General features: G+C 71.2%; 20 protein-coding genes and 1 riboswitch. Of the genes, 13 read left to right on the top strand and 7 right to left on the bottom strand.

From position 1 onward, the window contains the following. Window positions 1-366 precede the first annotated feature (366 nt). Window positions 367-666, bottom strand: coding sequence for a hypothetical protein (locus CLV67_RS12195; RefSeq protein ID WP_106317560.1), 300 nt, complete (start codon window positions 664-666; stop codon window positions 367-369). A gap of 55 nt (window positions 667-721) precedes the next feature. Then, the gene (locus CLV67_RS12190) at window positions 722-1,255 is read right to left on the bottom strand and encodes a hypothetical protein (protein WP_106317558.1); all 534 of its coding nucleotides are present in this window, start codon (window positions 1,253-1,255) and stop codon (window positions 722-724) included. Window positions 1,256-1,326: 71 nt separating this feature from the next. Here CLV67_RS12190 and CLV67_RS12185 point away from each other — a divergent pair, with 71 nt between their 5' ends. Beyond that, window positions 1,327-1,902, top strand: a complete 576-nt coding sequence (locus tag CLV67_RS12185) for a hypothetical protein (RefSeq protein ID WP_106317556.1) — start codon at window positions 1,327-1,329, stop codon at window positions 1,900-1,902. Between the two features lie 20 nt (window positions 1,903-1,922). Here CLV67_RS12185 and CLV67_RS12180 read toward each other — a convergent pair whose 3' ends face one another. After that, entirely contained in the window at window positions 1,923-2,585 is a 663-nt protein-coding gene (locus CLV67_RS12180; RefSeq protein WP_106317554.1) for a hypothetical protein, read from the bottom strand. A gap of 249 nt (window positions 2,586-2,834) precedes the next feature. On the opposite strand from CLV67_RS12180, the gene CLV67_RS12175 reads away from it, so the two are divergent. From CLV67_RS12175 to CLV67_RS12140, 8 genes are all read left to right on the top strand, one after another. Further along, window positions 2,835-3,557 carry a fascin domain-containing protein gene (locus CLV67_RS12175; protein WP_106317551.1) on the top strand — a complete coding sequence of 241 codons (723 nt, stop codon included), beginning with the start codon at window positions 2,835-2,837 and terminating at the stop codon, window positions 3,555-3,557. A gap of 72 nt (window positions 3,558-3,629) precedes the next feature. Further along, the gene (locus tag CLV67_RS12170) at window positions 3,630-4,199 is read left to right on the top strand and encodes a GrpB family protein (RefSeq protein ID WP_203736891.1); all 570 of its coding nucleotides are present in this window, start codon (window positions 3,630-3,632) and stop codon (window positions 4,197-4,199) included. Further along, window positions 4,199-4,393, top strand: a complete 195-nt coding sequence (locus CLV67_RS12165) for a metallophosphoesterase (protein WP_146169069.1) — start codon at window positions 4,199-4,201, stop codon at window positions 4,391-4,393. The genes CLV67_RS12170 and CLV67_RS12165 overlap by 1 nt, the downstream gene beginning before the upstream one ends. Before the next feature lie 177 nt (window positions 4,394-4,570). Continuing rightward, window positions 4,571-5,200, top strand: coding sequence for a DUF998 domain-containing protein (locus tag CLV67_RS12160; RefSeq protein ID WP_249037947.1), 630 nt, complete (start codon window positions 4,571-4,573; stop codon window positions 5,198-5,200). A gap of 75 nt (window positions 5,201-5,275) precedes the next feature. Further along, window positions 5,276-5,872 (top strand): HD domain-containing protein, encoded by a 597-nt coding sequence (locus CLV67_RS12155; RefSeq protein ID WP_307833849.1) that lies wholly within the window; start codon window positions 5,276-5,278, stop codon window positions 5,870-5,872. Window positions 5,873-5,884: 12 nt separating this feature from the next. Then, window positions 5,885-6,625: a metallophosphoesterase family protein gene (locus CLV67_RS12150; protein WP_106317545.1), complete on the top strand. Its 741-nt coding sequence runs from the start codon at window positions 5,885-5,887 to the stop codon at window positions 6,623-6,625. 14 nt (window positions 6,626-6,639) lie between these two features. After that, window positions 6,640-7,329, top strand: a complete 690-nt coding sequence (locus CLV67_RS12145) for a VOC family protein (protein ID WP_239166072.1) — start codon at window positions 6,640-6,642, stop codon at window positions 7,327-7,329. Window positions 7,330-7,416: 87 nt separating this feature from the next. After that, window positions 7,417-8,130, top strand: coding sequence for a hypothetical protein (locus tag CLV67_RS12140; RefSeq protein WP_373873123.1), 714 nt, complete (start codon window positions 7,417-7,419; stop codon window positions 8,128-8,130). A 29-nt stretch (window positions 8,131-8,159) separates the two neighbouring features. Here the strand turns inward: CLV67_RS12140 and CLV67_RS12135 are convergent, their stop codons facing one another. Continuing rightward, window positions 8,160-8,474, bottom strand: a complete 315-nt coding sequence (locus tag CLV67_RS12135) for a DMT family transporter (RefSeq protein ID WP_106317541.1) — start codon at window positions 8,472-8,474, stop codon at window positions 8,160-8,162. 14 nt (window positions 8,475-8,488) lie between these two features. Continuing rightward, window positions 8,489-8,553: riboswitch (guanidine-III (ykkC-III) riboswitch) on the bottom strand. Between the two features lie 63 nt (window positions 8,554-8,616). Between CLV67_RS12135 and CLV67_RS12130 the strand changes: the two genes are divergently transcribed. After that, window positions 8,617-9,363 (top strand): DinB family protein, encoded by a 747-nt coding sequence (locus CLV67_RS12130; RefSeq protein ID WP_146169067.1) that lies wholly within the window; start codon window positions 8,617-8,619, stop codon window positions 9,361-9,363. On the opposite strand, the gene CLV67_RS12125 is transcribed toward CLV67_RS12130, so the two are convergent. Then, complete coding sequence (locus tag CLV67_RS12125; RefSeq protein WP_106317537.1) at window positions 9,350-9,943, bottom strand: hypothetical protein; 594 nt, start codon at window positions 9,941-9,943, stop codon at window positions 9,350-9,352. The genes CLV67_RS12130 and CLV67_RS12125 overlap by 14 nt on opposite strands. A 102-nt stretch (window positions 9,944-10,045) precedes the next feature. Here CLV67_RS12125 and CLV67_RS12120 point away from each other — a divergent pair, with 102 nt between their 5' ends. After that, on the top strand, window positions 10,046-10,624 hold the full coding sequence (locus CLV67_RS12120) for a cadmium resistance transporter (RefSeq protein WP_106317535.1): 579 nt from the start codon (window positions 10,046-10,048) through the stop codon (window positions 10,622-10,624). A gap of 370 nt (window positions 10,625-10,994) precedes the next feature. After that, entirely contained in the window at window positions 10,995-11,945 is a 951-nt protein-coding gene (locus CLV67_RS12115; protein WP_239166071.1) for a GNAT family N-acetyltransferase, read from the top strand. Here the strand turns inward: CLV67_RS12115 and CLV67_RS12110 are convergent. Next, window positions 11,839-12,609 (bottom strand): lysophospholipid acyltransferase family protein, encoded by a 771-nt coding sequence (locus CLV67_RS12110; protein ID WP_106318166.1) that lies wholly within the window; start codon window positions 12,607-12,609, stop codon window positions 11,839-11,841. The two genes, CLV67_RS12115 and CLV67_RS12110, sit on opposite strands and share 107 nt — an antisense overlap. Before the next feature lie 89 nt (window positions 12,610-12,698). Further along, on the bottom strand, window positions 12,699-13,298 hold the full coding sequence (locus CLV67_RS12105) for a DUF998 domain-containing protein (protein ID WP_203736890.1): 600 nt from the start codon (window positions 13,296-13,298) through the stop codon (window positions 12,699-12,701). A 222-nt stretch (window positions 13,299-13,520) separates the two neighbouring features. Between CLV67_RS12105 and CLV67_RS12100 the strand changes: the two genes are divergently transcribed. Further along, window positions 13,521-14,756 carry an MFS transporter gene (locus CLV67_RS12100; protein WP_239166070.1) on the top strand — a complete coding sequence of 412 codons (1,236 nt, stop codon included), beginning with the start codon at window positions 13,521-13,523 and terminating at the stop codon, window positions 14,754-14,756. Window positions 14,757-14,760 lie beyond the last annotated feature (4 nt).

Raw genomic sequence — 14,760 nt, 5'->3', positions numbered from 1 at the left:
CCCTGACCGCGAAGGCGCCTGGAGAGCTTCGGGCCACCTCGGGGCCGGAAAGGGAAATTCCGGCTCATGGCCGGTGGCTTCGGCCGCCTCGATGGCCGCTCATAGCTGGTGGCTTCGAACGCCTCATGGCCGCCCATGATCACTGCTGGCGGAGCCTCTCGTTTCCGGGGCCGCCCGATGATCACGATGTTGGCGGAAGAACGTCGCCGCCATTCACCGACGCCGCAACCCCCGAGGTGCGCAACGCCCGGGACGGCGGCGCGGGCGTTCTCAGGGTGTCGTGAGCGTTGCGGGGAAGGGTGCTGGGGACCCCCTTCCGGAGCCTGGTTGACATAATATTGATTATCGACCTGAGAAATATCGGCCTCAGGAGGGCTGGAAAAGGCCTAGCTGGCCGGGAATCTCCTCCAGGCCCGCACCGCGCTGCGGGCCTGATATCTCGGTGCGGCCCGCCCGGAACAACGCACTGACGGTGGCGTGCGGGCTGGTGTCGTCGAGCTCCCCGAGTTCGAGTACGTCGTCGCTGCAGGTGAGCCAACGCCCGGGCGTGGCCGCGGGACGGATCGCGTTCTGCTGCATCGAGTGCGGGTAGGTCATGCTGCCGCAATAGCGCAGGCTACGTGCGGTGAGCAGAATGTGCTCCTCATAGTCGCCGTCGGCCGACACGGCTACGAGCGTCAGGTCGTCCCCTACGATCGCGGCCGCCTCCTACAGCGCTCGGCTACGGCCGAATTCGGAAATGTCCGAAATCGATCGGGTGGCGCTGCGAGCCGTCGAGGCGCTGGGTGGCGATTGTTCCGTAGCCGAGGATGACGGCCTGGTCGCCGGCGAAGCCGATGAGGTGGCCGTCGGTGGCGAGTGTCCGGATGGTGATGTGGTCGCCGGTGAGTTCGGGCGGGACGATGTGGATGTCTTCGGGTGGGCGGGCGGCGAGGTTGAGGACGGGCCACTCCCCTCGTTCGTGCGGGGTGAACCAGCCGTCGCCGCCCGGTACGGCGGTGCGGGCGCGCTCGCGTCCGGTGACGGCGTCGAGGGCCAGAAGCTGTCGCCTCTCCCCCAGGTGTGTCCACAGGGTGCCGTTGTCGTCGAGGTGGCAGCCGGGTGGTGTGGTCTCCCCCGTGATGGGGCGCAGCGTGTCGTCGTACAGATGTGCGAGACCTTGATCGGGTGTTGTCGTCAGCCATGCGCCGGTGCTGGTGATCCGGGTGCGCGGAGCGCCTGGCAGTGCGGTGCGGTTGATCAGGCGTGGGCGCATCGTCGCAGCGTAGGGGTGTTGGCGGGTGGTGGCGGTTCGGGGTGGCTGGGGGTCGTTCTTATGATCGTCGGATGCAGGCGGGTCCGGTGGTGCAGCCGTGGGTGGTGGATCCAGTGCCGGTGTTGCCGGCGACGCCGGTGCGGGTGGAGTGGCCGTCGGGTGGGCTGGATCCGTTCGATGTGGCTGATCGGCGTACGCAGTGGTTGATGTTCTCGTCGGGTTTCACGCGGGCGTGGCCGGCGTCGGAGGGTATGCAGCCTTCTCGTGATCCGCGGCGGCCGGTGGATGTGATTCCGAGCGGTTATACGGGTGTGTCGCTGCTGGAGAAGCTGGCGGTGGTGCATCGGGGCCGTCTGGTTGCGGAGTGGCCGCGTGCTGCGGTGGGCCGGTCGGATGCGCCGCGGCGGTCGCCGGTGTTCTCGGTGCAGTTTCAGAGCACTGTCGATGTGTGGCGTGCGCGTGAGCCGCGGTGGTTGGAGGCGGCGCGGGCCGGTGGTGAGCCTGGTGGTTCGGGGTTGGGGGCGTTGTCGGTGGGTGGGCGCTTCGACTACGGGTCGACGCTGGATCTGGCGATGGCGTTGTCGGTGGTGGTGGGTGATGAGCCGCTGATGGTTGTCGAGTTGCTGGATTCGTGGTCGTGGCACTGAGGTGGGTGGCTGCCGCTCCCCTACGGTTTGCTGCGGGCTCTGGTGGCGGTGAGGCCGCTGGCGCCGATGGTGAGGTATGCGGTGGCGAACAGCCAGAAGGCGGCGAACAGGAAGCCCTGGTCGACGATTGATGCGGCCATGACGAGGGTGCCGGCCAGGGCGGTGGCGGCGTAGCCCGCGGGGATGGCGAGCGCGCAGAGGGTGGCGAGTGCGAGGGGCGTGATGACCCACAGGCCGACGGCGTACCACGCGATGCCGGTGTCGTCGGTGAGGATCGCGGCGCCGGCCGGTAGGGCGGGCAGGGCCAGGAAGGCTGCGGCGGTGAGGTGCCAGGCGCGGGTGGCGGTGCGGCCGATGCCTCGTCGCAGTGTCCAGGGCACGATCGTGGTGGCCCAGAGCATGAGGGTGACCGGGAGGTAGTACAGGCCGAGGTTGCCGGCGACAGGGGTGAGCGCGGTCAGTGCAGCTGCGGCGGCGGTGGTGGCCCAGGTCCGGATGTGGGCCGGGAGCATGGTGGGGATGGCGGCGAGCAGTGCCGGTAGCAGGGTGAGCAGTGTGGCGGCCGGCCCGTACCGCTGGATGATGGTTTGCCCTTCGGGGGCGGTCAGGGCTGATTGCAGGGGTAGTTCGTGGGCCGGCATGTCGAGGCTCACGTAGGTGGCGATCAGGACGCCGAGGGTCACGGTGATGGTGCGCAGGGTGCGGTCGGGGTTCGTTGCCCGGTGCGGCTGTCGCGTGGGAGGCGCTTGGGTTCGAGGCCTGTCGGTCACGCTTGGCTCCGGGTTGTTCGTGGTCGTGGAGCGGTGAGCGTAGTGATCGCCGGTGGGTGGTGGTCATCGTGTGAGCTGGTGGTTCGGTGCGCTGATCGGGTGAGGGTCGGTGGCGTTTCCGGTGGGGTACGGGTTTGGTATGGGCAGTGTTCTGTCGGTCCGGTGAAGGTCGGGTTCGTCATTGTCGTGACGAATCGCTTCGTGGAGAGGATCGGCATGGCGGGGATTCGGTGGTGGCGGCGTCTGGTGGGACTGGGCGCGTTGTTGGCGGTGGTGTTCGGTGGTACGGCGGGTGCGGGGGCCGCGCAGGCGGGGCCGGTGCCGGTGGAGCAGTTGCGGTGGCGTGCGGCGCTGGGGCTGGCCGACGGTGATGTGGCGCGGGCGAAGGCGTTGGCGGCTTCGCTGTCGTGCTGGCAGAACGTGACGATCCGGGCGGCGAACGGTCTGTATGTGAAGGCTGATTTCGGTGTGGTGGGGGTGGACAAGGGTCTGTTGCGGGCGGCGACGCCGAAGTCGGCGATCGGGGCGTGGGAGTTGTTCTACGTGTGCCGGGATCCGGCTGATTGGCGTACGTATCTGATGTCGCAGTACAACGGTCTGCCGTATGTGAACACGGAGACGTCGGCGGTGGATTATTCGGGGGTTCGCTACGGGCTGTTGCGGGCGGGCAACTACGCCGATCACGGGAAGCGGAACTATTTCTCCACGTTCACGGTGCCGGCGTCGAACGGGCCGTTGGGTGCGGGGAACGGGACGTGGTTCTGGTCGTGGTGGAACGAGTTGTACGTTTCGGCGCAGCTGGATTATCCGGATGCGTCGTTGCGGGCGCGGCTCGGTGTGGTGGGGCCGTGGGAGCAGTTCTCCTGGTCGGGTATCACGGCGTAGGTCGTGGGGTGACGGGCTGCGGGCGTTTGCTCGCGGCCCGTTCGGCTGTGGTGGGGCCGTTAGGGTCGTCGGGTGACTGAGGCGTTCATCGTGGTGCACGATCCGGGGTGGTCGGTGCGGGGTGCGGAGTTGGCGGCGGGGCTGCGGGAGGCGTTGGGGCCTTTGGCGGTACGGGTGGAGCACATCGGGAGTACGGCGGTGCCGGGGATGGCGGCGAAGCCGGTGTTCGATCTGCAGGTGAGTGTGGCCGATCTGGTGGCTGCGGCCGGGGTGTTCGATGGGCCGCTGGCGGGGTTGGGGTTCGTGCGGCTGCCGTACGAGGGTGATCATGTTCCGGCGGGGTCGGGTGATGATCCGGGTCGGTGGGTGAAGCGGTTCTGGGCGCGCCGGGGTGCTGGTGTGGTGCCGGTGAATCTGCATTGCCGGGTGGTGGGGTCGCCGAATGAGCGGCTGGCGTTGTTGTTCCGGGATTGGTTCCGGGCGCATCCTTCGGCGGTTCCGGCGTATGCGGCGTTCAAGGTGTCGCTGGCGGCGGCGGTCGGTGAGGATGTGGGGCTCTACACGGATGTGAAGGATCCGGTGGTGGATCTGGTGGTGGTGGTGGCCGAGGAGTGGGCGGCGGCGACGGGTTGGGTGCCGTAGTGGGCACGGTGGTGATCGTCGGGGATGTCGGCGGGTGTGCCCGGCAGCTGGAGCAGGCGTTGCAGCCGTGGCTCGGGGTGCCGGATGTGGTGGTGATCCAGGTCGGTGATCTGGTGGATCGTGGTCCGGACAGTCCGGGGGTGTTGCGGCTGGTCGGGCAGCGGCTGGCGGGTGCGGCGCCGCGGTGGGGGTGAGGAGTGGATCCCAAGCACGGCCGTGAGGGTGCGGATCGGTGGGCTCCGTTGGTGTTGCCGGGGGCGCGGCTGCTGGTGTGAGCGGTATGGCTGGGCATACCGCGGGTTGGGCTGGTGGGTGTAGTGCCTGTTCGACTGCTCGTTGGTGTACTCGGTGGCATGAGATTCGGGCGGTTGGTGCTGGTCGGTGCGGTGTGTTGGGTGCTGGCCGGGCCGGTGTTGCTGGTGGCTGATGTGGTGGTGGGCCTGGGGTGGCCGGAGCCGGGTTACCGCTGGTGGTCGTACAACATCAGTGATTTGGGGAATGTGACGTGTGGGGTCTGGGACACTTCCCGGCCGCGGTACGTGTGTTCGCCGTGGCATGCGGCGATGAATGTGGCTCTGGTGGTGGCGTCGGTGCTGGTGCTGGCGGGGTTGGTGCTGGCGCGGCGGTTGCGGGCGGTGGGTCCGGTGGCGTGGTGGTTGCTGGCGTGTGGGGCGGCCGGGTTGGGGTTGGCGGGTCTGTTTCCGGCGGACGTGAACGAGAACGTGCATGTGCTGGGGGCGTTTGTGTTGTTCGTGTGCGGTAACGCGGGCCTGGTGGCGGCGGGCCGCCGGGCGGGGGTGTTCACGGCGGGTCTGGGTGTGCTGGGTGCGCTGGCTACCGTGTTGTTTCTGTCGCGCCCCGGGCTGGTTCTCGGGCCGGGTGTGATGGAGCGGCTGGCGGCGTATCCGCTGTGGGTGTGGGCGTGTGTGGCGGGTGTGCGTCTGCTGGTGCTGGGTGCACCGGTTCGCGGGAGGAACGTGCCGGTTGCTCGGATGCGGTGAAGGCGGCCGAGGCGGTTTCGAAGGCCGGCATGTCGATCATGGTGTCGTCGGGTGGCGGTGTGCGGGGTCGTACGCTTGCCGGTTGGGGTGATGGGGTTGTCTTTGCGGTTGGCCCTGTCGGGGGCGGGTGGGCCGGTGCGGGAGTTGCCGCCGGAGGTGGTGCAGCTTCTGGTGGCGGTGGGTGCGCCGGCTCGGTTGGGGGCTCATCTGCGACTGGTGCATGACGTGGCGTGTGATCTGAGCAGCTGGCTGGCGTCGGCGCATCCGGGGGTGGTGTTCGACGCTGAGGCGGTGGTGTTCGGGGCGGCGACGCATGACGTCGGCAAGGTGGTGTTCCCGCGGGAGTTGTCGGTGCCGGGGTCACGGCATGAGGCGGCCGGGCGGCAGCTGCTGTTGGGGCGGGGTTTCCCGGACCGGCTGGCGCGGTTCGCCGGGACGCACGGGTCGTGGCAGGCCGCGGGTGTCGGTGTGGAGGATCTGCTGGTCAGCGTGGCCGACAAGGTGTGGAAGGGTGCGCGGGTCGAGGATCTGGAGCGGCTGCTGGTGGATCGGATCGCGGGCGCGGACGGGATCGAGGTGTGGGCGGCGTTCGTGTCGCTCGACGATTGTCTGCAGCGGTTGGCGGAGGCCGCGGATGGGCGATTGGCGTTTCAGAACGGGTTCGCGGTCTAGCAGGATGTCCGCATGCGTATTGCGGTGATCTCCGATGTGCACGGCAATCTGCCGGCGTTGGAGGCGGTTCTGGCGGCGATCGGCGCTGAGGGTGTGGATCTGGTCGTCAACTGCGGGGATCTGCTGTCGGGTTATGTGGATCCGGCGGGGACGGCGGATCGGTTGATGGTGCTGGGGTTGCCGACGGTGGCGGGTAATCATGAGCGGCAGCTGCTGACGTTTCCGGCGCAGCGGATGGGGATGGCGGACCGGCTGGCGCGGCGGGTGCTCTCGGAAGATCATCTGGGGTGGTTGCGGTCGTTGCCGGCGGTCCTGTCCCCCGCTGCGGGGGTGCTGGCGTTTCACGGTACGCCCGGCGACGACCTGCAGTATCTGTTGCACACGGTGGATCCGTCGGGAGCGCGCGAGGCGTCGCTGGACGAGGTCGTGGCGCGGCTGGGTGACGTGGCCGGCTTCGGGTTGCTGTTGTGCGGGCACACGCATCTGCGGGGGCAGTTGCGGTTGCCGGGTGGGGCGCTGGTGGTGAATCCGGGCAGTGTGGGCTGGCCGGCCTATGAGGATGACGTGCCGTTCGCGCATCGGATGCAGGCGGGGTCGCCGCATGCGTGGTTCGCGGTCGCCGATGACGTGTCGGGGCGGTGGGAGGCGTCGTTTCATGCGGTGGAGTACGACTGGGAGTCGGCGGCGTTGCTGGCCGAGGGGTTCGGGCGTGCGGATGTGGCGGCGGCGTTGCGTACGGGGCGGGTGGTGTGATGGCGGTGCGGTGGGTGACGGCGTTTCTGGATTCGCCGTCGCGGGTGGCGGAGCCGTTCTGGCTGGCGGTGACGGGCTGGTCGATGTCGGCGCGGCGCGGTGGTGGCATGTTCGCGACGCTGCTGCCGGAGTCCGGGGACGCTTGTCTGCGGGTGCAGGTGGTGGGTGACGGTCCGGCGCGGGCGCATCTGGATCTGCATGTCGATGACGTGGAGGACGCGGCGCGGCTGGCGGTGGTGGCGGGTGCGCGGGTCACGTTCGCCGAGCCGGGGCTGGTGGTGTTGCGGTCGCCGGCGGGGATCGCGTTCTGTCTGGTGTCGTGGGAGGGCGAGGCGCAGCGGCCGGGCTGGTCGCACAGTGTGGTGGACCAGGTGTGTCTGGACATCCCCGATGCGGTGTACGAGCGGGAGGCCGCGTTCTGGACCGCGGTGACCGGGTGGGGTCTGCGGGCGACGGATCTGCCGGAGTTCTCCTTCTTGCGGGGTCCGGCGGGGATGGCGGTGCGGCTGATGTTGCAGCGGATCGGGCCGGGTGTGCCGGGGGTTCATGTGGATCTGGCGTGTGATGACGTGGATGCCGAGGTGGCGCGGCATGTGGGGCTGGGTGCTCGGGTGGTGCGGCGGGTGCCGGGTGATTGGACGACGCTGGCCGATCCGGCGGGGCGGGAGTACTGCGTGACGGGGCGGTCGCCGAACCCTTCATGATCACTTCGGTGTGGCGGGGAGGTTGTTGTCGGTGGGTGCTGGTAGAAAGGACCCGCTCTCATACAAACGTACGAAGGTGGTGGGGTGATGACGGCGGCAGGCGTGGAGACCGGTGGGCTGTCCGAGCAGGAGCTGCAGCAGTTCCGGGAGGCGCTGGCGGCCGGGCGTAAGCCGCGGGTGCAGTTCACCGAGTCGGCGGGGCAGATCTCCGGGCAGATCGGTCAGGTGATCGGCCTGGAGGATCCGGCGGTGTCGGATGAGTGGGTGGTGGTCAAGTTCGGGCGTGACGAGCTGCCCTTCTCCCCCGGTGATCTGCGGGTCGCGCCGAAGGGCCCGGTTCCGAAGAAGGTGGTGGCGCCCGCGCCGGAGCCGGTCGAGCCGGTGCTGTCCGGCCCCGAGTTCATGATCGACAAGCCGTTGCCGCCGAAACCGCCCGCCCCGCGTAAGAGTGAGGAAGTCGTGGTCAATCCGAAGGAGGCCGGCGAGGCCGCGCCCGCACGCAAGGCGGCCCGGCCGGCCAAGGCGAAACCGTCGCCGAGCCTGACGGTGACGCTGGCCTACGCCGAGGGTGAGTGGACGATCGCGGCCAATCAGGGTGCCAAGGCGCTGGCCCGGCCCTATGTGATCCGTCCGGCGGAGGCGTTGAGGATGGTGTCGCTGATCGACATGCCGGGGGTGCAGGAGGCGGTCGATCAGATCATGGCCGCGGAACGGGCCGAGGCCGAGCAGCAGGCGCAGCGGCTGCGGGAGCAGCTGGCCGAGGTGGAGGCCCGCCTGGCCGAGCTCGGCGAGGCGGGCTGACTTCCCCCGGTGGGCGTGGCGCCGGGCTTCTAGTGGAAGTACTTGAGCCCGGCGACACCGGCGAGCACGAGCAGCAGGCAGACGATGCGCGGCAGGCTGGCCGGCTCGTTGAGGGCGATCATGCCGACCAGGGCGGTGCCGACAGCGCCGATGCCGACCCACACGGCGTATCCGGTGCCGACCGGGATGGTGCGCAGCGCGTAGCCGAGGCCGGCCATGCTCAGCACCAGGGCGGTGCCGAACACCACGGTCGGTGCGGGGCGGGTGAAGCCGGCGCTGCGGTCCAGGGCGATCGCCCAGACGGTCTCGAGCAGGCCGGAGACGATGAGAACGAGCCAGGCCATGACAGATCACCTCGTGGGCGGTCGTCTTGTCAGGCCGGGTACGACACGCAACTCGTCCGGGGCGATGCCGGGGCTTTTCCCGGCGCCATCTGCACGACAGTAGCCACTCGACGATCCGGGCGCAGGCGGGCAGGCTGTCGTGGTGACCGAACACACTTTCGAAGATCAGGACTTGAGTGGGGCGCGGTTCCGGATGGTGTCGCTGCGCGGGGCGCGGATGCATGCCGTCGACCTGGCCGGCGTGAAGATCACCGACGCGTGGGCGGTCGGCGTCGACATCAGTGGCATGCTGCGTGACGTGCGGCTCAACGGTGTCGACGTGGTGCCGCTGGTGGAGGCCGAACTCGACCGGATCCATCCTCAGCGGGCGAAGATGCGCCCGGTCGACGCCGACGGCTACCGCGAGGCGTGGGCGATTCTGGAGCAGCTGTGGGCGGCCACGATCGCCCGGGCACGGGGGCTGGACGCCACGCTGCTGCACGAGCGGGTCGACGGTGAGTGGTCGTTCGTCGAGACGCTGCGGCATCTGAACTTCGGCACGGCGGCGTGGGCGCTGCGGGCGGTGCTGGGTGAGCCGGCGCCGTGGCATCCGACGGACCTGCCGCACGACGAGATGCCCGAGCTGCCGGGCCTGCCCCGCGACCGGCGGATCCAGCCGTCGCTCGACGAGGTGCTGGCGGTCCGTGCGGGGCGGGTGGCGCGGGTCCGGGAGCTGCTCGCCGGGCTCACCGACGAGCAGCTGCGGTCGTCGACGACGCCGGTGACCGAGCCCGGCTATCCCGAGCCGGAGAGTTTCGCGGTGACCCGCTGCCTCGGCGCGGTGATCAACGAGCATTGGGAGCACCGGCTGTACGCCGAACGGGACCTGGACGTGCTCACGGGCAGATGATCCGCGGGTTCTCGTTGGTCAGCTGACCGGCCGGGTTCGTCAGGTACAGCCAGACGTGCAGGTCGTAGTGGGCCGGCATGGGCGGTGCGCCGGGCGGCATCTCGTGTCCGGCCATCGGCCCGTCGAACGGGTGACCGAACAGCGTCGGCCGGTCCGTGTCGGTGTTGAGGTCCTGGTCGGCGTCGGCTTTGAAGTATTCGACGCCGACCAGCCGTGGGGTGCCGTCGCGGCCGGGGACGTAGAGCAGCACCTCGGGCCAGACCGGGTCGATGGCGTCGCCGGCGGACAGGCCGGGGTGCGCGTAGTGCCAGCCCATGCCGGGCACGCACTGGTCGGTGGCCAGGTAGCCGGCGGCCAGGGCCTCGTCGACGTCACGGAACCGGCGGGTCGCGTCGGTGAGGACCTTGCGCTGGGCGGGGCTGAGTTTCGCCGGCGGCGCCGGCGCGGTGGTGGTCTCGTCGGCCGGTGGCGGGGACTGCGGGGCCGCGTGGGCGACGGCCGCGGTGGCCGGCAGCAGGCAGGTCACGGCCACCGCGCAGTGGCGCAGCAGCCGGGGGACGCGAAGGTGCGGGATCGTCATGGGGCCAAGCGTCGGGCACGTGCTGGCCCGTGGGTGCGGGTTTCGGCTGCGATCCACCCTTGCCGACCGCGGTGATCACGGGGCGTGGGATGCTGCTGACCCATGAGCGGGGGTGTCGTCGGGCAGGCGATCGGGTTGTTCGCCGTCACGAACATCGACGACATCGTGATCCTGGCGCTGTTCTTCGCCCGCGGCGCCGGGCGGCCGCACAACACCCGCACCATCGCGGTCGGCCAGTACCTGGGGTTCGCCGGGATCCTCGCCGTCGCCGTGGCGGCCGCGTTCGGGGCGACGCTGCTGCCCGAGCGGCTGCTGCCGTACCTGGGGCTGCTCCCCCTGGTTCTGGGGATCAAGGCCGGGGTTCAGGCGTGGCGCAGCCGCGGCCGGGACGACGAGGATGAGACGCGGGCCGCGTCCGGGATCCTGGACGTGGCGGCGGTGACGTTCGCCAACGGCGGCGACAACATCGGCGTGTACGTGCCGGTGTTCGCGACCGCCGGCACGGCCGCCATGACCGTGTACGGGCTGGTGTTCCTGCTGCTGGTCGGCGTGTGGGTGGCCGCGGGCCGGTTCTTCGCCACCCGTCCGGTGATCGCCCGGACGTTGAGCCGCTGGGGTCACGTCGTGCTGCCGGTCGTGCTGATCGGGCTGGGCCTGCTGATCCTGTCCGGGGCCGGGTAGCCGGCGGGGCGCGTGGGCGCGGGCTCCGGGAGGCGGCGTACCCGATCAGCTTCGCTGTCGTCCTGATCGCCATGACGGCGGCCTGCGCCATCGGCCTGCGCCATCGGCCTGCGCCGGGCGGCGGCGTCCTGAAAAAGCGCGGCGTCCAGGTGCGGGTCAGGGTGATGTTGCGGTCCCGGTAGGCCGCGTCGCCGGGGTCGTTGCCGGCATCGCCGCCTGCCGCACCGGCCGGGCCGGTTCACTGCCGTGGGCCTCGAACAGCTGCGTGAGGGCGTCGAGGACCACCGCGCCGGCGCTGCTGGTTTCGTGACGGCAGCCGCGCAAGCGCATATGTCTGACTCCGATCGGGGCGGGAATCTAGCATCGGCTGGTGGAGGTCGAGCAGATCGCGCGGGTGCGTGACTTCAACCGGTACTACACCCAGCGCCTGGGCATGCTCACCGACCGGTTCCTCGGCCAGGACCGGCCGTTCGGGCAGGCGCGGCTGCTGTTCGAGATCGGCGACGGCGGCAGCACCCTGCCGGTGCTGCGTGACCGGCTGGGTCTCGACGAGGATTACCTGCGCGGGCAGCTCGACGCGCTCGCCGGGCAGGGCCTGATCGTGCTGGCCGGGACGCGGGCCGCGCTGACCGACGCCGGGCGCACCGAACGCGCCGACCTCGAGCAACGCTCGAACGCGGGCATCGCCGCGCTGCTCGGGGAGCTGACCGCCGGGCAGCGGGACCGGCTGATCGCCGCGCAGGAGGAGATCCGGCGGGTGCTGCGGGCCGCCGCGGTCGTGGTGGAGGCGGTGCCGCCGGACTCGCCCGCCGCCCGCGGCTGCCTGGCCCGGTATGCCGCCGAGCTGGACGTCACGTTCCCCGAGGGGTTCGACGCCTCGACGCTGACCCGGCCCGAGGACGTCACCGGCACCCAGCTGCTGGCCGTCGAGGAGGGGGTCCCGGTCGGCTGCGGGCTGTGGATCCGGCTCGGCCCGGGCGTCGCCGAGATCCGGCACCTGTGGGTGGCGCCGGAGGCGCGGGGGCTAGGGCTGGGCCGTAAGCTGCTGGGCCGGCTGGAGGTCGACGCGGCCAACAACGGCATCGCCACGGTACGGCTGGGCACGCACCCGCGGCTGACCGAGGCCCTCGCGCTGTACCGGGGCAGCGGATACGACGACATCGGCGGGTACAGCGACATCCCGTACAACCAGTTGGCCTTTGAAAAGGTCCTGGTCAGTGCCGTGGCCGCACCCGCGACAGGTCGTGCGGCCGTGACGAGTCGATCACTTTCGGCGTCTGCATCTCGTCGCGGCGCAACGGCGTCAGGGTCTCGTCGATAGCGTCCATGATCAGCCGGGTGGCGTGCATCGTCTGCGCGCCCGGCGTGCCGGTCTGCGCCGCACTCAGGTCGACCGGGCGGTCACCGAAGCCGACCCGCACCACCGGCCGGGTCAGCAGCGCGGTGAGCAGGGCCCGGCCGGCGCGTTTCGGGGCTCCCCACGGCATGACGGCGTGGGTGCCCCACTGGGCGACCGGCAGCACCGGTGCCCCGGACATCTGCGCCATCCGGGCGGTGCCGGTCTTGCCGCGTTCCGGCCACATCCACGGGTCCAGGCCGATGCGGCCTTCCGGGTAGATCAGTACCGCCGAGTTCTCGGCCAGGGCTTTCGCGGCGGCCGGCAGCGCGTCGGCGACGTGCGCGGTGTTGCGGTCGACGCGGATGTGCCCGCAGTGCCGCATGATCGCGCCGACGACCGGGGTGCGGAACACCCCTCCGGTGGCCATGAACCGCGGCGCGATCCCCACCCGGTGGCAGGCGGCCATCAGGATGACCGGGTCGACCGGGCTGATGTGGTTGGCCGCCAGGATCACCGGCCCGCCGCGCAGCTGCGGCGGCAGGCTGCCGGTGACGCGCAGCCGGGCCAGCGGGAACACCACGATCCGCGCGAGGACGAGCAGCAGCCGCCACAGCCGCGGCACCCGCCAGACAGGTGAGATCTCCATCAGGTCCGAATGATCGCACGCCTGCGCGACCGTCGTGCATCCCCGGTCACCGCGGCGCCGGCTCCCGGACACCCGGACGTCGGCGCCCGTCAATCCCGGCGCCGCGGGGCCACCGCCCACCGGCTCGACAGGGCCACCACCAGGGGCCAGCATGCCTGCGCGCCCGCGGCGACGCGTTCGGTGAGACCGGCCCGCCCGCCGAGCACCAGGGTGACCGCGAACCAGGCCACCAGGGCGAGCAGCACCGCCGCCGCGGCGCACGACACCAGCGGGCGCAGCGTCACCGGGGCGGGGACGTGACGGCGCCAGGCGAGCGCCGGCCACACCGACAGGGCCGCGAACGCCAGACCGGCCGCGGCCCCGTGCGCCGGTGCCGGGCCCGCCACGGGAAGCGGGAACACCGCGACCAGCATCGTCGCGACGCCGCCCGCAGCGAGCACGGCCCGGCCCGCCCGCGCCGCCGGGTGCAGGCCCGCGGCGGTCACCAGATGGCAGATCCCGACGCACACCAGGGCCGCGGTCATCAGCCACCGGCCGGCGGCGCCGTGGCCGGCCAGGGCGCTGATCGTCTCGACCGTGCCGTCGAATCCGCCCGGCTGCCGCCGCGCGGCCAGCGTCCAGCCGCCGATCAGCGCGACCGGCGCCACCGCCGACGATGTCAGCACCCACCACGGCACCCGGGATGTCACGGGCCCACTGTGCCCTGCCGCCGCGCGGCGGCATCCGGCGGCCTGCCTTGCCGCTGATATTCGCGATGCTCACGCCGTCGTGATCCGGTACCGTCCGGGGTCGCTGCCCCGTCACGGAAAGGTAGGTCATGCCCGGTCAGCCCGGCACGCCCTGAGCGTGCCGCCTTCGAACCGTGCGGCACCACGAGCTTCGTCGTGTCCGCAACTGTTCGAGGAGTCCGCGTGCCGGGATTGTGGCGCCGTACCGATTTTCGTCTTCTCTGGGCCGGTCAGACCGTCTCCCAGCTCGGTGAACACACCGCGCTGACCATCCTGCCGCTGCTGGCGGTGCTCACCCTCGACGCCGGCGCCGACCAGCTGGGGCTGCTACGGGCCGCCGGGCAGGCCCCGCAGCTGCTGCTCGCGCTGTTCGCCGGTGTGTGGGTGGACCGGTGGCGTACCCGTACCGTCATGGTCTGCTCCGATCTGGGCCGTGCCGTGGCCCTGGCAGTGACCGGTGCCGCCGCGGTGTCGGGCACTCTGGGCCTGCCGGCGCTGCTGGCCGTCACCGTCGTGGTCGGGGCGTTGTCGGTGTTCTTCGACATCGCCTATCAGGCGTCACTGACCCGGCTGGTCGAGCGGGACCTGCTGCTGCCGGCCGGCAGCGCGATCGAGGCGAGCCGGTCGGCGGCGCAGATCGCCGGGCCGGCCGTCGGCGGGGCGGTGGCGTCGCTGCCGTTCGCCCCGGCCGCGGTCGCGGTCGCGTTCCTGGCGTCGCTGGCGGCGATCGCACCGATCCGGGAGGCGGCACCGCCGGCACCGGCGGTACGGCCGCACATCCGGGCCGGGCTGCGGTTCGTGGCCGGCGACGGCGCGTTGCGGGCCATCTGCGCGGCGTCGGGGGCGTTCCAGTTCTTCCTGGCCGCCACGATGACCGGCTACCTGCTGTTCCTGCCGCGGGAACTGGGCCTGTCGGCCACCGCGATCGGCCTGACCCTGGCCGCGGTGGGCCCGGGAGCGCTGGCCGGGTCGCTGCTGGCGGCGCGCCTGCCGCGGCGTCTCGGGCACGGCCCGGTGCTGGTCGGCGCGGCGGTGATCGGCAACGGCGCCATGCTGGCGGTGCCCGCCCTGCACGGCTCGTCGGCGGGCACCCTGGCCGCCCTGGTCGCGGTGAACCTGGTGTCCGGCACGTTCGGGCAGCTGGTCAACGTCACCGTCATCGCGGTACGGCAGGCGCTGACGCCGGACGCGTTGCAGGGCCGGGTCGCCGCGACGATCATGTTCGCCGGGATGGGGCTGACACCGTTCGGGTCGCTGTTCGGCGGGCTGCTCGCCGACCGGTGGACGCTGCGGGCCGCGCTGCTGATCTGCACGGCCGGGATGATGCTCTCCCCCGCGATCATGCTGGTGTCGCCGCTGGCCCGGCTGGGCCGCACCGTCCCGGCCCGGGCTGCCCGCCCCGCCGGTTCGAGGCCATGACGCG

This window comes from Actinoplanes italicus, assembly GCF_003001815.1.
Taxonomy (GTDB): Bacteria; Actinomycetota; Actinomycetes; order Mycobacteriales; family Micromonosporaceae; genus Actinoplanes; species Actinoplanes italicus.
This window is presented reverse-complemented; position numbering and strand designations above follow the sequence as displayed.

Excerpts from the sequence above, each read along its gene's own strand:
- CLV67_RS12190 (WP_106317558.1), bottom strand. The coding sequence starts at position 1,255 with ATGCGCCCACGCCTGATCAACCGCACCGCACTGCCAGGCGCTCCGCGC.
- CLV67_RS12185 (WP_106317556.1), top strand. The coding sequence starts at position 1,327 with ATGCAGGCGGGTCCGGTGGTGCAGCCGTGGGTGGTGGATCCAGTGCCG.
- CLV67_RS12150 (WP_106317545.1), top strand. The coding sequence starts at position 5,885 with ATGCGTATTGCGGTGATCTCCGATGTGCACGGCAATCTGCCGGCGTTG.
- CLV67_RS12140 (WP_373873123.1), top strand. The coding sequence starts at position 7,417 with ATGACGGCGGCAGGCGTGGAGACCGGTGGGCTGTCCGAGCAGGAGCTG.
- CLV67_RS12135 (WP_106317541.1), bottom strand. The coding sequence starts at position 8,474 with ATGGCCTGGCTCGTTCTCATCGTCTCCGGCCTGCTCGAGACCGTCTGG.
- CLV67_RS12125 (WP_106317537.1), bottom strand. The coding sequence starts at position 9,943 with ATGACGATCCCGCACCTTCGCGTCCCCCGGCTGCTGCGCCACTGCGCG.
- CLV67_RS12120 (WP_106317535.1), top strand. The coding sequence starts at position 10,046 with ATGAGCGGGGGTGTCGTCGGGCAGGCGATCGGGTTGTTCGCCGTCACG.
- CLV67_RS12110 (WP_106318166.1), bottom strand. The coding sequence starts at position 12,609 with ATGGAGATCTCACCTGTCTGGCGGGTGCCGCGGCTGTGGCGGCTGCTG.